This is a genomic window from Bacillus sp. 9.4 (genome assembly GCF_055486415.1).
This window is the reverse complement of record NZ_JBVFMU010000004.1, coordinates 281,123-295,398: the sequence shown is the minus strand read 5'-3', so window position 1 is coordinate 295,398 and position 14,276 is coordinate 281,123. Positions and strand designations below refer to the sequence as shown.

Genomic DNA, 14,276 nt, shown 5'->3' with positions numbered 1-14,276 from the left:
TGGAGTGAGACAAACATGAGCTTGCAATTTAGCGTACTTGCGAGCGGGAGTACGGGAAATGCGTTTTACCTCGAAACAGAGGATCACGCATTTTTAGTGGACGCCGGTTTGAGCGGGAAAGCCATGGATGGGCTGATGGCGCAGATCGGGCGTAAGCTGGATGATGTAGACGGCATTTTTGTGACGCATGAGCATAGTGACCATATTAAGGGCCTTGGTGTCGTCGCCAGAAAGTACAAGCTTCCGATCTATGCGAACGAGAAGACTTGGAAAGCGATGGAGAATCAAATCGGCAAAATTGACACCGATCAAAAGTTTGTATTTCCGATGGAGACGGTAAAGTCGTTCGGCGGACTTGATGTTGAATCGTTTGGCGTCTCCCACGATGCGGCGGAACCGATGTTTTATGTGTTCCATTATAACGGCCGAAAGCTCGCGTTAATGACAGATACGGGATATGTCAGCGACCGAATGAAAGGCATTATCCGTTCAGCGAATGTGTTTGTGTTTGAAAGCAATCACGATGTCGGTATGCTGCAAATGGGAAGATACCCATGGAGCATTAAGCGGCGGATTTTAAGTGACGTCGGGCACGTTTCAAATGAAGATGCTGCCTTGGCGATGACGGATGTCATTGGCGATGAGACGTCTCGTATTTACCTGGCGCATTTGAGCCAGGACAACAACATGAAGGAGCTGGCAAGAATGTCTGTGCAGCAGACATTGGCTTCTAAAGGATTTGTGACGGGTGAGACATTTGACTTATACGACACTGATCCGAAGAAGGCCACTCCGCTTTGCGCTGTATAATTTTTCTATGTAAATCATGACTATTCTAGGAGCTTCTAACCCACAATATAACCATATTAACGTTCTTGGAAAGGATGGAATATGGTGGATTACGAACGTGAGGAAGAACATACTACTCCTGAACAGCCAAAGAGAAGCAAAAAAGGATATTTTCTTTCAAGCCTGATTGGTGTGATTGTCGGTGCCGTATTAATGGCGTTTATCATGCCGTACCTTTCAAATGAAGGGCTAGATACGGGCGCTTTAGATCAGCAGCAGAACAATAACGGCCGGGAATCAATCAGGACGGTGAATGTCAGTGTCAACAATACGGTCACCAAGATTGTCAGCAATGTGTCGCCCGCCGTTGTCGGTGTTGTGAACATCCAAAAATCAGATATACGGGGAGAGAGCGGCGAGGCTGGGAGCGGCTCTGGCGTCATCTATAAGAAAAATGACCATTCCGCTTATGTCGTGACCAACCATCATGTCATCGAAGGCGCTTCCCAAATTGAAATCAGCTTGAAAGACGGATCGCGTGTATCAGCTGATCTTGTCGGCAGCGACCAGCTGATGGATCTGGCCGTTTTACGGGTGAAAAGCGATAAAATTAAAGCAGTCGCCGATTTCGGAAATTCAGATAAAGTGAAGTCTGGGGAGCCGGTTATTGCGATCGGGAACCCGTTAGGCCTTGAGTTTGCTGGCTCTGTCACACAAGGCGTCATCTCGGGTACGGAGAGGGCGATCCCAGTAGATTCAAACGGTGATGGACAGCCTGACTGGAACGCAGAAGTCCTGCAAACAGATGCGGCCATTAACCCTGGGAACAGCGGCGGCGCTTTGTTAAATATGGATGGGAAGGTCATTGGCATCAATTCAATGAAAATTGCCGAGTCAGCGGTTGAAGGGATTGGCCTGTCCATTCCGTCTAAGCTCGTGATCCCTGTGATAGAGGATTTAGAGAGATACGGAAAGGTCAAACGCCCGTTCCTTGGCATTGAGATGAAATCCCTAAGCGACATCGCAAGCTATCATTGGGATGAAACATTAAAGCTTCCTAAGAACGTCACCAATGGAGCGGTTGTGATGGGTGTAGACGCCTTTTCACCTGCCGGAAAAGCGGGACTGAAGGAACTCGATGTCATCACGGAATTTGACGGATACAAAGTAAATGATATTGTTGACCTGCGAAAACGGCTTTATCAGAAAAAAGTCGGTGACCGGGTGAAGGTGAAGTTTTACCGCGGCGGAAAAGAAAAATCTGTTGACATCAAGCTGTCGTCCGCAGACCAATTAGGAAGTTAATCAAAACAGTCTGGCATCGTTTGCCAGGCTGTTTTGATATGCAAAAAAACTGAACGGGGGTCACGCCCGTTCAGTTGAAAAGGATATATCGAATATGAAGAAAAATACAAGATGGATGTTACACGTGAAACAGCAAATAGCAGTTAGCTGCAAATACTTCCGTTCTCTGCATGGACTTTAATGGTTTGTACCGTGTGGTTGCTGGCTGTGATGGTGATGATGTACACATAGGTGCCATTTTCTTTCTTCAATGCAGAAGATGTGACGGTGCCTTTGCATTTGTTCAACGCAATGCTTTGTGCTTTTGCTTTTGTGATCGCGGCTTGTTTATGTTCAACGTGATGCTTGACGATTTTTCCGCTGTTGCGGTTAATGTTAAAGGTGTGAATTTTGCCATCCTCACCAAGCACTTTAATGACATAGACATAAACGCCATCTGCTTTCTTCATTTGTGCTGATTGAACTGCGCCTTTGCAGTTCTTTATAGCGACAGTTTTTGCTTTAGAGAGCGTAATAGAAGCCTGCTGTTGGGTTTGAACTTTAGCAGTGTCTTCTTTATGCAGAACAGCCGCGTGTGCGGATGATAAAGAACTGATTGAAATGACCGCGCCTAAAGCAGCTGCAGAACATATTTTCATATTCATTTGTAGGTCCTCCTTAGAAAAAGAACTGAACGCGGGTCACACACGTTCAGTTTAAAAGAGTATTTAGAAAAAGGTAGACATGAACTTAGAACTTTGTGTTAAAACAAGACTGGTGTTATACGTTGAATTTCAGTTATTTTACTGCTGGCAAGCAGTTATTTTATTTGCAAATGCTTCCGTTTTCAGCGTTCACTTTCACTGTATGTTCAGTGTGGTTTTGGGCAGTGATTTTAAACACGTAAACGAATGTGCCGTTCTCTTTCTTCAAATCAGTAGATTTCACTGTGCCTTTACATTTATTTAGTGCAATTTGATGTGCTTTTGTTTTTGTAACGGCTGCGTTTTTCTTTTGCACTTCTTGTTTTACGATTTTACCGCTGGCACAGTTGACATGAATTTTATGAGTTTTTCCATCTTCGCCAAGCACTTTGACAACGTAGATGTATGCGCCGTTTTCTTTCTTCAGTTCAGAAGATTGAACTGCGCCTTTGCATTTGTTGAGTGCGATTTGATGCGCTTTTGTTTTAGAAAGATGTGCTTGTTTCTTTTGCTCGTGTTTTGCGACTTTGCCGTTTTCTCCATTGATATGGAGCGTGTGAAGGCTTCCGTCTTCACCCATTACTTTCACGACGTAAGCGTAAACACCGTTTTCTTGCTTCAGCTCAGAAGATTGAACCGCACCTTTGCAGTTTTTCAAAGCGATCGATTGGGCTTTTGTTTTGCTGATATAGCTTTGTTTCTTTTGAACATCATGTTTCACAACTTTGCCGTTGTTGCAGTTGACGTTCATCGTATGCTGTTTGCCGTCCTCACCGAGAACTTTCACAACATATACGTATGTGCCATTCACTTTCTTCATTTGGGCCGTTTGAACAGTACCTTTGCATTTGTTCAAAGCAACCTGTTTTGCCTTTGCTATTGTGATGGAAGCCTGTTGCTTCGTCTCAACCTTCGTTGATGTATCATCCTTTTGAATGACAGCGGCGTGAGCAGAAGTGAAAGAACTGATTGAAATAATCGTTCCCAGTGCAGCTCCTGATAAAACTTTAGTGATATTCATGTGAGATTCCTCCTTTATTTCATTGTTGGCTGTACCAACTAAGGCAATTGTATAGGCCGAAGCTGAAAATCAAATGAGGGCTGGCTGAAAACTTGCTGAATTCAGCTGATTTTTAGGGAAGATTCAGTTTGTTTTCAGTTAAAAACGAATAATAGGAGGGGAAGGGAAAAAACTAATCAGAGGTTTATGCCAACTAAGGAGAGAGCACAGCATGAATAGGATGAAAGGCATCAAGATTTTGCTCGTGGACGATGAACCGGCGATATTAGATTTTTTGACAATGGGTCTTGAAAATGAAGGCTTTGAAGTGAAGACAGCAGCTGACGGAATGACAGCGATGAACACCGTAAAGACATTTCAGCCGCATGTGGCCATCTTGGATGTGATGATGCCCGGAATGGATGGACTGGAAGTATCGAGGATGATGAAAAAAACCGGCCATACCGCCGTTATTATGCTTACGGCCAAGGATGAGGTGGGGGTTCGGGTAAAAGCGCTGACAGAGGGCGCTGATGATTATATGATCAAACCCTTCAGCTTTGAAGAGCTGCTGGCGCGAATCTATGCGAGAATTCGGGATCACTTTCCCAACCTGTTTGAAGAATTCGCGCTCGGTCCGTTTCGAATTGATGATCGGCGCAGAGAAATCCGCTATCAGGAAGAGGTGCTCAAGCTTTCAGCAACAGAATACGAGCTTTTAAAGTTTTTGGTGCTGAATCACGGCCTTGTGCTCAGTAAAGCAAGGATTCTGGATAAAGTATGGGGGTATGATTTTTACGGAGAAGAGAATATTGTTGAAGTGTACATTCGTTCCTTGCGGGAAAAATTGAATGACAAAAAGCATGAAGTGATCCGAACGGTTCGGGGTGCGGGCTATCGGGTGGATATTGAATGAAAAAACGATTCAAAACACTGCGCTTTCAGCTTTTATTCCGTTCATTATGCATTCTCGTTCTTCTATTGGTGTTTGTCGGCGCTATGCAATATGTGTTTGGAAAACGCCTCTTATATGAAAACCGAGCTGTCAGCATTCAAAGTTATATCAACTCAACGGAGCCAACCATCTGGAATAATATTAAAACATACAAAAGCCATCCCGACAGCTCGGAAAAGTCAGATGGTGCTGTCCGTCCCGCCTTTATCTATCCGGGCGTGACCATTGTTTTTATCGATAAGAAAACAAAAGACAGTACGGTATTGTCGACCGATCCATATGCGGGAGCACCGCCAACAGTGAAAAAAAGTGTATATGATGAGGCATTAAAAGATACGATGGCCTTGCATTACAAAATCACGAAAAATGAATCCGGCGAGGAAGTGCTGATTGTGTTTCAGGCTATTACTATTGATGGAAAAGAAGCAGGCGTGATCCAAATGAGTACTTTAACAGAACCACTGAAGGACGTACTGCTCCGGCAAATCAGCATTTATTCCACGCTCTCGCTGGTTGCGCTCCTGCTCGGGCTTTTCACGTTCTTGCCTGTGGTCAGACATACGCTTAAACCGTTATCACAAATGGTACATATGATGGGAGAAATCAATGCAGGAAATTTGAATAAAAGGCTTCCTGTATATCGAAAACAAATGGAAATCGACACGCTCGCTATTTCGTTTAATCGCATGCTGGAGCGGATTGAAACGTCATTTAAAGCAGAAAAAGAAGCGAAGGAGCGCATCCGGCAATTTGTATCAGACGCTTCACATGAATTGAGAACGCCTTTAACGTCCATACACGGCTTTATCGAAGTGCTGCTGCGTGGCGCCGCGCTTCAGCCGGAGCAGAGAGATAGGGCGCTGAATAGTATGTATGAAGAGTCGAAGAGAGCCACTCGGCTGATTGAGGATCTGTTGTTTTTAGCAAAAATTGATCGGGTGCCGAGCTTTGAAATGAAGAGAGGAAATCTCGATGCGCTCATAAGGGAGATGGAGCCGCAGCTCAGTCTGCTTGCGAAAGAAAGAAGGCTGCAGCTGCTGCTTGAGGATGACGCTAAAGCGGTGTTTGACCGGGATAAGATGAAACAGGTCATTCTGAATTTGGTTTATAACGCGGTGCAGTATACAAATGAGAGAACCGGTGCCATCACCATTTCTCTGCAAAAAGGCAGTTCCGGCGTGATGCTGATGATAGCAGACAATGGCACAGGCATCGCGCCGGAACATTTGCCGCATTTATTTGACCGGTTTTACAGGGCAGACCCATCCCGCTCCCGGAAATATGGAGGTTCGGGATTAGGCCTTGCCATAACGAAATCGATTATCGACAATCACAATGGGACGATTGAAGTGAAAAGTGAAATCGGCAGAGGCACTGTTTTTCTGATCAGGCTTCCTGCTCCGGATTATTCGTTAGACGAGTGAGAAAATTTCTTCAGCCGATATTGGAGGCTTTGTCTGCTGATGCCAAGCTCCTGAGCAGCTTTCGAGATGTTATGGCCGTGTTTTCTTAACACGTTCTCTATCACATATTTTTCGAAGCTTTCCATTTTTTCTTTTAAGTCCGCGGCCGGCTGGTGTCTTGGTGTTTCAGGCTCTGGGATGTCAGCCGGCTTGATTTTCATTCGGTATTGATAGGGCAGATGGGAAGCCGTAATCGTTTGCTCGTCCGTCATGAAATTCATTGCGCCTTCGATCATATGCTCAAGCTCGCGAATATTTCCCGGCCAGTCATAAGAAAGGAAAAATTGCTTCACGTCATCGCTGATGTGTTCAACATTCATTTGGAACAGATGGTTGTTTTTCTGGATGAACTCCGACGCGAGAAGCAAAATGTCTTCTTTTCGTTCCCGAAGCGGCGGGATGATCAGTGTGACGACACTCAGCCTGTAATACAAGTCCTTCCGCATTCGTTCGCCTGCAATTGCATCAATTGGGTCTTCATTCATCGTGGCAATAATACGTACGTCAATCGGTGTATCCTTTGTCGAACCGATGCGCCTGATTTTCCGTTCTTGAAGGGCGCGCAGCAGCTTCGCCTGAAGGCTGAGATTCAGCGAGTTGATTTCATCTAACAGCAGCGTGCCGCCGTGGGCTTGTTCAAACAGGCCGGGCTGGTCGACAGCGCCGGTAAACGCGCCTTTTTTCGTCCCAAACAAAATGCTTTCCACAAGGCTGTCTGGCAGTGCCGCACAGTTTTGCGAAATAAACGGGCCGCCAGAACGATCGCTTCCATTATGGATACTTTGCGCGAACAGTTCTTTTCCCGTGCCGGTTTCGCCTGCGAGAAGGACAGATGATGACGTACGGGTTGCCCGCTTGGCGTTTTCGATGACGTCTTGAATGGCCGGACTGGTGCCGAGAATACTGTCAAACGTATAGGTTGTGCTGCCTTTTTTGTTCATATTCTCCCTGATCAGCCGTTCAAGCTTTGTCACATCCTTGGCAATTTCAACGGCGCCCCTGATTTTGCCGTCTTGGACGATGGGATATGTATGATTGATCGTCGTAATTTCCTGGCCTTTATTATTGAAATAGCTCTGTTTGACGTTTTTAATCGTCTTGCCTTCCTGAAGAGCCTGTACCAGTGTGCTGTCCTGCTGCTTTGAAAACATAAACACATCCATCAGGTTTTTATTCAAGACGTCATGCTTCTCCATATCTTCAATCTGCATCATTTTATTGTTATAAACGATTGTGTTTCCATGCTCGTCTACCACGTGCAGGCCAACATCGATTTCATCTAAAATACTCTGAAAAACCAATGTGAGGAATTCGCTGTCTTTGACCACTGTATAAACCTCCCTCGATTATTTTCTTAATATTGCTTCTATTTTATAAAAAAATGGAGAGGATATGCAAAAGAATTTTGCACTTGCTGAAATTTTTGCTTGAAATATCAGAATGTTTTTGCACCTTGTCCTCGAAAATTGTAGAAAACACACGAATTCTTGATTTGGCACAGAACTTGCATTTATATAAAGGGAAAGCAGGATAACATGTTGAAACAGAAAACAAGGGGGAATTTAAATATGCCAGCTTTATCTAAATCCAAAGAAATTATTGATCAGACGTCTCATTATGGAGCCAACAATTATCATCCGCTCCCGATTGTTATTTCTGAAGCGCTGGGTGCTTGGGTAAAGGACCCGGAAGGCAATGAATATATGGATATGCTGAGTGCTTACTCAGCGGTAAACCAGGGGCACAGACACCCGAAAATCATTCAGGCATTAAAGGATCAGGCTGATAAAATTACCCTCACGTCACGCGCGTTTCATAATGATCAGCTTGGGCCGTTTTACGAAAAAACAGCTAAACTGACAGGCAAAGAGATGATTCTGCCGATGAATACAGGAGCTGAAGCGGTTGAATCTGCGGTGAAAGCGGCGAGACGCTGGGCGTATGAAGTGAAAGGCGTAGCAGACAACCAAGCGGAAATTATCGCATGTGTCGGGAACTTCCACGGCCGCACGATGCTGGCGGTATCTCTTTCTTCTGAAGAGGAATATAAACGAGGATTCGGCCCGATGCTTCCGGGAATCAAACTCATTCCTTACGGCGATGTGGAAGCGCTTCGACAGGCCATTACGCCGAATACAGCGGCATTCTTGTTTGAACCGATTCAAGGCGAAGCGGGCATTGTGATTCCGCCTGAAGGATTTTTACAGGAAGCGGCGGCGATTTGTAAGGAAGAGAATGTCTTGTTTATTGCGGATGAAATTCAGACGGGTCTCGGACGTACAGGCAAGACGTTTGCCTGTGACTGGGACGGCATTGTTCCTGATATGTATATTTTGGGCAAAGCGCTTGGCGGCGGTGTGTTCCCGATCTCATGCATTGCGGCGGACCGGGAGATCCTAGGCGTGTTTAACCCTGGCTCACACGGCTCCACATTTGGCGGAAACCCGCTTGCATGTGCAGTGTCTATTGCCTCATTGGAAGTGCTGGAGGATGAAAAGCTGGCGGATCGTTCTCTTGAGCTTGGCGAATACTTTAAAAGCGAGCTTGAGAGCATTGATAACCCTGTTATTAAAGAAGTCCGCGGCAGAGGGCTGTTTATCGGTGTAGAATTGACGGAAGCGGCACGTCCGTATTGTGAGCGTTTGAAGGAAGAAGGGCTTTTATGCAAGGAAACGCATGATACAGTCATTCGTTTTGCACCGCCATTAATCATTTCCAAAGAGGATTTGGATTGGGCAATAGAGAAAATTAAGCACGTGCTGCAAAACGCATAAATCCGCACCATGGCGGGATATTCACTTCGTTTGTATAAATTTACAACAGAAAAATCAGCACTCCCTATTTGCTCAGCTACAGTATTTTAGTATAATGTATCTTTATGAGAAGAAGTGAATTTTATATTAAATAGATAGAGACTCTTTGGACAGCAAACTGGGATAGCACCATGCAGATGTTCCAGCTTAGATCCAATACAAGTTGCTGAAGGGGTGCAGAATGTGAATACAAACCAAGATAACGGAAATCAGCTCCAGCGGACAATGAAATCACGCCATTTGTTCATGATTTCATTGGGCGGAGTGATCGGAACCGGTTTCTTCCTTGGAACCGGGTTTACCATTAACCAAGCGGGACCGCTCGGCGCGGTTCTGTCCTATTTAGTGGGCGGCTTTATCATGTTTTTGACCATGCTCTGCTTAGGAGAGCTGGCAGTCGCCTTTCCTGTGTCGGGGTCCTTCCAGACCTATGCGACAAAATTTATCAGCCCGGCCTTCGGGTTTGCGTTCGGCTGGCTGTACTGGCTCGGCTGGGCGGTTACATGCGCCATTGAATTCTTATCAGCGGGGCAGCTGATGCAACGCTGGTTTCCGCATATAGACGTATGGATTTGGTGTCTGGTCTTTGCGGCACTGATGTTTATTTTAAATGCGATCACCACAAAAGCCTTTGCGGAATCTGAATTCTGGTTCTCAGGCATTAAAATTTTGATTATCCTTTTATTTATTATTCTCGGCGGAGCTGCCATGTTTGGCCTGATTGATCTGAAGGGCGGAGAGCAGGCGCCGTTTTTGACACATTTTTATGAAGACGGGTTATTTCCGAACGGCATAAAGGCAATGCTGATTACGATGATTACCGTGAACTTTGCGTTTCAGGGGACTGAGCTGATCGGGGTTGCAGCCGGAGAAAGTGAAGACCCTGAAAAAACGATTCCACGGTCAATCAAACAGACAGTATGGAGAACGCTTGTCTTCTTTGTGCTTTCCATCATTGTCATTGCCGGCATGATTCCGTGGAAACAGGCGGGTGTCGTGGAAAGTCCATTTGTTGCCGTATTTGAGCAAATCGGAATCCCATATGCAGCTGATATCATGAACTTTGTTATTTTAATCGCGCTGTTATCTGTTGCGAATTCAGGTTTATACGCATCGACACGTATTCTGTACGCGATGGCGAATGAAGGACAGGCCTTCAAAGCGCTCGGAAAAACAAATCAGCGCGGTGTGCCGATGTACTCGTTAATCGTAACGATGGCTGTGGCCTGCCTATCACTTCTGACAAAGTTTGCGCAGGCTGAAACTGTATATATGGTACTGTTATCTTTGGCGGGTATGAGCGCGCAGGTCGGCTGGATTACGATCTCGCTTTCCCAAATCATGTTCAGACGCAAATATATCCGTGAGGGCGGGAAGATAGAAGATTTGAAATTTAAAACACCGCTGTACCCGGTGCTTCCGCTGATCGGCCTAACATTAAATACGGTCGTGCTCATCAGTCTTGCATTTGATCCGGAGCAGCGTATCGCGCTGTATTGCGGCGTACCGTTTATGGTCATTTGCTACATCATTTATCATGTCGTCATTAAAAAACGCCAGCAGGCGAATCGTCAGCTAGAGCTTTAAAACGTTGTCCGTAAGTCATCTTTGTTATAACCCGCATAGGACATTATCTTAAATGTTGAGGTGGAATCACAGATGGATAAAACGATTTCGGTTATTGGAATGCCAATGGATTTAGGACAAGCACGACGCGGAGTAGATATGGGCCCGAGTGCCATCCGGTACGCTCATCTGATCGAGCGGCTGTCAGACATGGGGTATACGGTTGAAGATCTCGGTGACATTCCGATCAACCGTGAAAAAATCAAAAATGACGAGGAACTGAAAAACCTGAATTCCGTTTTGGCGGGAAATGAAAAACTCGCGCAAAAGGTCAACAAAGTCATTGAAGAGAAAAAATTCCCGCTTGTCCTGGGCGGTGACCACAGTATTGCGATCGGCACGCTTGCAGGCACAGCGAAGCATTACGATAATCTCGGCGTCATCTGGTATGACGCGCACGGCGACCTGAATACACTTGAAACTTCACCATCGGGCAATATTCACGGCATGCCGCTCGCGGTCAGCCTCGGCATTGGCCACGAGTCACTGGTTAACCTTGAAGGCTACGCGCCTAAAATCAAACCGGAAAACGTCGTCATCATTGGCGCCCGGTCACTTGATGAAGGGGAGCGCAAGTACATTAAGGAAAGCGGCATGAAGGTGTACACAATGCACGAAATCGACCGTCTTGGCATGACAAAGGTCATTGAAGAAACCCTTGATTATTTATCAGCATGTGATGGCGTCCATCTGAGCCTTGACCTGGACGGGCTTGATCCGAACGACGCACCGGGTGTCGGAACCCCTGTCGTCGGCGGCATCAGCTACCGGGAGAGCCATCTGGCTATGGAAATGCTGTATGACGCAGGCATCATTACCTCAGCCGAATTCGTTGAGGTTAACCCGATCCTTGATCACAAAAACAAAACGGGTAAAACAGCAGTAGAGCTCGTAGAATCCCTGTTAGGGAAGAAGCTGCTGTAATAAGAAAACCCCCGCACCCGCGGGGGTTTTTCATTTATCCAATCATTTTCTCAGCGACTTTCATTTCCTGTGAATGGGTTTGATGGTCCGCAATAAACCAACCTGATAAAATCACCGCTGCGACGCCTGCACCAATCAGAAATCTTTTCATTTATATAACCTCCGTTCGTTTAATCAGTTCTTCAATTTGTAATGCTTCATAAAAAAAGTGGGCAGCTTCTTTGTAAAGCTCAAGTTCCCTATACCGTTCGCCAGCCAAAATGGAAAGTTCTCTTACACTGTCATACTCTTTCTCGGACAACAAGTCATCCATATGTTGTTTGCATAAGTGAAACGTTTCCGCATGACCCCCTTCTGCATAAATGGCATATAAAATGGCTATTTTTGCCTCACATATTCTATTCGGCTCAGTATTCAATTTTTCCTTCACTTCTTGGTAATAAGATAAGGCCTGTTCTTTCTTTTTGATCTTAAACAGCTCTCGTATCAGCAAGTAGACAGAATGATAATAATAGGCGGAGCGGGCATACTCATCGTTCCGTAGAGCCTCCTCTAATTTCGAAACCGCTTCTTCTGATTTGCCGCTTTGCGCATGAAGAAGGCCGAAGTTATGCAAAAGCTGGGCTTCAAAAAAATGATCCTCTAATTCACTCGTGATCCGAATTGCTTCGTCCAAGTAAGCCTCAGCTTCTTCAAACTGGCTCATCTCTGTAAAATTGCCTGACATGGTAATCAGGGCTGAAGCCAGCTTCTTTTTATAATCAGTTTCTTCCCTGAATGTTTTGACTGCTTGCCGTGTATGATTGAGGGATACAATATTTTGTCCCAGCTTATAATAGAGCTTTCCGACCTTCAGGTGAAATTCGGCTTTTTCAATCGGATCGGGAATGTTGTCGAGATACTGCTCTGCATCTTTATACAGCCCAATGGCAATGTCATAATTATTTTTATAGGCCTCATACATGCCTTCAAACAGAAAAAAGTAATATTTCAGCATGTCAGACGTAGCATTCATATGAGAAGGCTCCTCATGCTGAAAGCCCTGTCCTCTCGCCTCGTGAAGCAAAACCTTGTGGCGCAGTTCCAATAAGGAGAAGTAGGCAAGCACCTCCTGATCCTCTTCCATGTCATCCAATAAAGGCTTCACTTCTTCAAATAAACGGGAGGACTCTTCCACTTCATGTTTCTTGATAGCAAGGTACCAATCGTTGAGCATGCTAGCGATTTCTGCGGGTGCGATCTTATTCATGTGAAACTCCTTTCTCTAGTGACTTATCAATCTCAGTTGCTTATTCTGATAGTAACACCTCTTTCTATTTTATGTAAAATCCTCTAGTCAATATATGAAGGAGAGATGATATGACAATCATGCTGACCCCAATGCAGTCAGAAGAATTTCGGTCTTATCTCACATACACAACAAAGCATTACGCGGAAGAAAAGGTAAAAGCGGGAACATGGCTGCCTGAAGATGCACAGCTTTTGTCTAAGCAGGCGTTTACTGATCTGCTTCCGAGAGGGCTGGAAACACCCCATCACCATTTGTGGAGCCTCAAGCTGAATGAAAAGGATATCGTTGGCTGGCTCTGGATACATGCTGAACCGGAGCATCCGCAGCAGGAAGCGTTTATTTATGATTTTGGGTTATATGAACCGTATCGGGGAAAGGGCTACGCAAAGCAAGCATTGGCGGCATTAGATCAAACGGCACGCAGCATGGGAATCCGCAAGCTGTCCCTTCATGTCTTTGCCCATAATCAGACGGCGCGAAAGCTATATGAGCAAACCGGATTTCAAGAAACAGACGTAGTGATGAGCAAGAAGATTTAACGAAAAGGGCCTGATAAAGGCCTTTTTCTGTAAACGTTTTCTAAAAATTCTGTAAATAACCTAGTTACTTTCCTTATTTTCCTAATATAATGTGGGTGAGGAAATTACCTTTCCTACACTCACAAGAAAAGAGGAGATGTAATGAAGTTGAAGAAACGAGTGTCGATGTTTTTGGTAGCGCTTACAATGTGCGGCGGCCTGTTTGTTTCTCCCGCCAAAGCCGTAAAGACCACAAATTATGCTGAAGAAATCGCCGCACTGCAGCCAGGCACGACACCGGAAGAAATCATGAAATCTGCCAGCCAGATTGCCAAACAGCAGCACGTAAAGCAGGACATTATCCTAAAACAGTTCTATAAGGAAATCACGGCTGATAAAGCAGAGGGAGACCGGCTCGCCAAGGAAAGCGGCATGTCTATCATGGGCGGCTCGTCCGGCACGAAAAAACTCCCGACAAGCGCGAAAGGCAATATCTATTACACGAACTCCTACACAGCCTACTACAATCACGGCCATGTCGGCATGTACTCCGCCGCTGACAAAATTGTTGAATCTGTCCCGAGCGACGGCGTCAGGCAGATCGCGTATAATGCCAGAGACGTGGAAGACAACTCCATTGTGCAAACCGTCAGCGTATCCTCATCTCAAAAAACAGCTGCTGCCGACTGGGCGGTATCAAAAGTCGGCGACCCATACTCATTTAACTTCGTCAATAACAGAAATACCGGCCATGACGGCGCCAAAAACTGTTCAAAGCTCCTATGGTCTGCCTTTTTGCTGAAAGCAGGGATTGATATAGACAGCAACGGAGGCTTAGGCGTGTATCCGCGCGACATCACTAGTTCTTCTTATACGACAACCATTATGACCATTTACTAAGGAGAAGGC

General features: G+C 45.5%; 14 protein-coding genes and 1 pseudogene. 10 read left to right on the top strand and 5 right to left on the bottom strand.

Annotation, left to right across the window (positions count from 1 at the left end; translation table 11 throughout):
• The first annotated feature begins 15 nt into the window (after positions 1 to 15).
• The 3 genes and pseudogenes from ACZ07B_RS17285 to ACZ07B_RS17275 all read left to right on the top strand — a co-directional run bounded on the left by ACZ07B_RS17285 (position 16) and on the right by ACZ07B_RS17275 (position 2,241).
• The gene (locus tag ACZ07B_RS17285; protein ID WP_003226939.1) at positions 16 to 810 is read left to right on the top strand and encodes an MBL fold metallo-hydrolase; all 795 of its coding nucleotides are present in this window, start codon (positions 16 to 18) and stop codon (positions 808 to 810) included.
• A gap of 81 nt (positions 811 to 891) precedes the next feature.
• On the top strand, positions 892 to 2,094 hold the full coding sequence (gene htrC, locus ACZ07B_RS17280; protein ID WP_015250812.1) for a serine protease HtrC: 1,203 nt from the start codon (positions 892 to 894) through the stop codon (positions 2,092 to 2,094).
• 20 nt (positions 2,095 to 2,114) lie between these two features.
• A pseudogene (locus ACZ07B_RS17275) lies at positions 2,115 to 2,241 on the top strand (hypothetical protein).
• Here the strand turns inward: ACZ07B_RS17275 and ACZ07B_RS17270 are convergent.
• Complete coding sequence (locus tag ACZ07B_RS17270; protein WP_153255555.1) at positions 2,238 to 2,738, bottom strand: PepSY domain-containing protein; 501 nt, start codon at positions 2,736 to 2,738, stop codon at positions 2,238 to 2,240. The pseudogene ACZ07B_RS17275 and the gene ACZ07B_RS17270 sit on opposite strands and share 4 nt — an antisense overlap.
• A 160-nt stretch (positions 2,739 to 2,898) precedes the next feature.
• The gene (locus ACZ07B_RS17265; RefSeq protein ID WP_464877479.1) at positions 2,899 to 3,798 is read right to left on the bottom strand and encodes a PepSY domain-containing protein; all 900 of its coding nucleotides are present in this window, start codon (positions 3,796 to 3,798) and stop codon (positions 2,899 to 2,901) included.
• Positions 3,799 to 4,009: 211 nt separating this feature from the next.
• On the opposite strand from ACZ07B_RS17265, the gene ACZ07B_RS17260 reads away from it, so the two are divergent.
• Together ACZ07B_RS17260 and ACZ07B_RS17255 are read left to right on the top strand one after the other, a co-directional pair.
• On the top strand, positions 4,010 to 4,693 hold the full coding sequence (locus tag ACZ07B_RS17260) for a response regulator transcription factor (RefSeq protein WP_024573086.1): 684 nt from the start codon (positions 4,010 to 4,012) through the stop codon (positions 4,691 to 4,693).
• A complete protein-coding gene (locus ACZ07B_RS17255) occupies positions 4,690 to 6,156 on the top strand; it encodes a sensor histidine kinase (protein ID WP_131228295.1) in 1,467 nt (488 codons plus the stop codon). Before ACZ07B_RS17260 ends, ACZ07B_RS17255 begins: the two co-directional genes overlap by 4 nt.
• Here the strand turns inward: ACZ07B_RS17255 and rocR are convergent.
• Entirely contained in the window at positions 6,138 to 7,523 is a 1,386-nt protein-coding gene (gene rocR / locus ACZ07B_RS17250) for an arginine utilization regulatory protein RocR (RefSeq protein WP_003244510.1), read from the bottom strand. The two genes, ACZ07B_RS17255 and rocR, sit on opposite strands and share 19 nt — an antisense overlap.
• A gap of 240 nt (positions 7,524 to 7,763) precedes the next feature.
• Between rocR and rocD the strand changes: the two genes are divergently transcribed.
• The 3 genes from rocD to rocF all read left to right on the top strand — a co-directional run bounded on the left by rocD (position 7,764) and on the right by rocF (position 11,558).
• Positions 7,764 to 8,969 (top strand): ornithine aminotransferase, encoded by a 1,206-nt coding sequence (gene rocD / locus ACZ07B_RS17245; protein WP_033882758.1) that lies wholly within the window; start codon positions 7,764 to 7,766, stop codon positions 8,967 to 8,969.
• A gap of 222 nt (positions 8,970 to 9,191) precedes the next feature.
• Complete coding sequence (locus tag ACZ07B_RS17240) at positions 9,192 to 10,595, top strand: amino acid permease (RefSeq protein WP_014481465.1); 1,404 nt, start codon at positions 9,192 to 9,194, stop codon at positions 10,593 to 10,595.
• Positions 10,596 to 10,667: 72 nt separating this feature from the next.
• Positions 10,668 to 11,558, top strand: a complete 891-nt coding sequence (gene rocF, locus ACZ07B_RS17235; RefSeq protein WP_003226959.1) for an arginase — start codon at positions 10,668 to 10,670, stop codon at positions 11,556 to 11,558.
• Between the two features lie 34 nt (positions 11,559 to 11,592).
• On the opposite strand, the gene ACZ07B_RS17230 is transcribed toward rocF, so the two are convergent.
• Both ACZ07B_RS17230 and rapG read right to left on the bottom strand, forming a co-directional pair.
• Positions 11,593 to 11,709: a Phr family secreted Rap phosphatase inhibitor gene (locus ACZ07B_RS17230; protein WP_003226961.1), complete on the bottom strand. Its 117-nt coding sequence runs from the start codon at positions 11,707 to 11,709 to the stop codon at positions 11,593 to 11,595.
• Entirely contained in the window at positions 11,710 to 12,807 is a 1,098-nt protein-coding gene (rapG, locus tag ACZ07B_RS17225; protein WP_464877478.1) for a response regulator aspartate phosphatase RapG, read from the bottom strand.
• A gap of 110 nt (positions 12,808 to 12,917) precedes the next feature.
• Here rapG and ACZ07B_RS17220 point away from each other — a divergent pair, with 110 nt between their 5' ends.
• Positions 12,918 to 13,388 carry a GNAT family N-acetyltransferase gene (locus ACZ07B_RS17220; protein ID WP_106610977.1) on the top strand — a complete coding sequence of 157 codons (471 nt, stop codon included), beginning with the start codon at positions 12,918 to 12,920 and terminating at the stop codon, positions 13,386 to 13,388.
• Positions 13,389 to 13,529: 141 nt separating this feature from the next.
• The gene (locus ACZ07B_RS17215) at positions 13,530 to 14,267 is read left to right on the top strand and encodes a YiiX/YebB-like N1pC/P60 family cysteine hydrolase (RefSeq protein WP_021481070.1); all 738 of its coding nucleotides are present in this window, start codon (positions 13,530 to 13,532) and stop codon (positions 14,265 to 14,267) included.
• Positions 14,268 to 14,276: the final 9 nt, after the last annotated feature.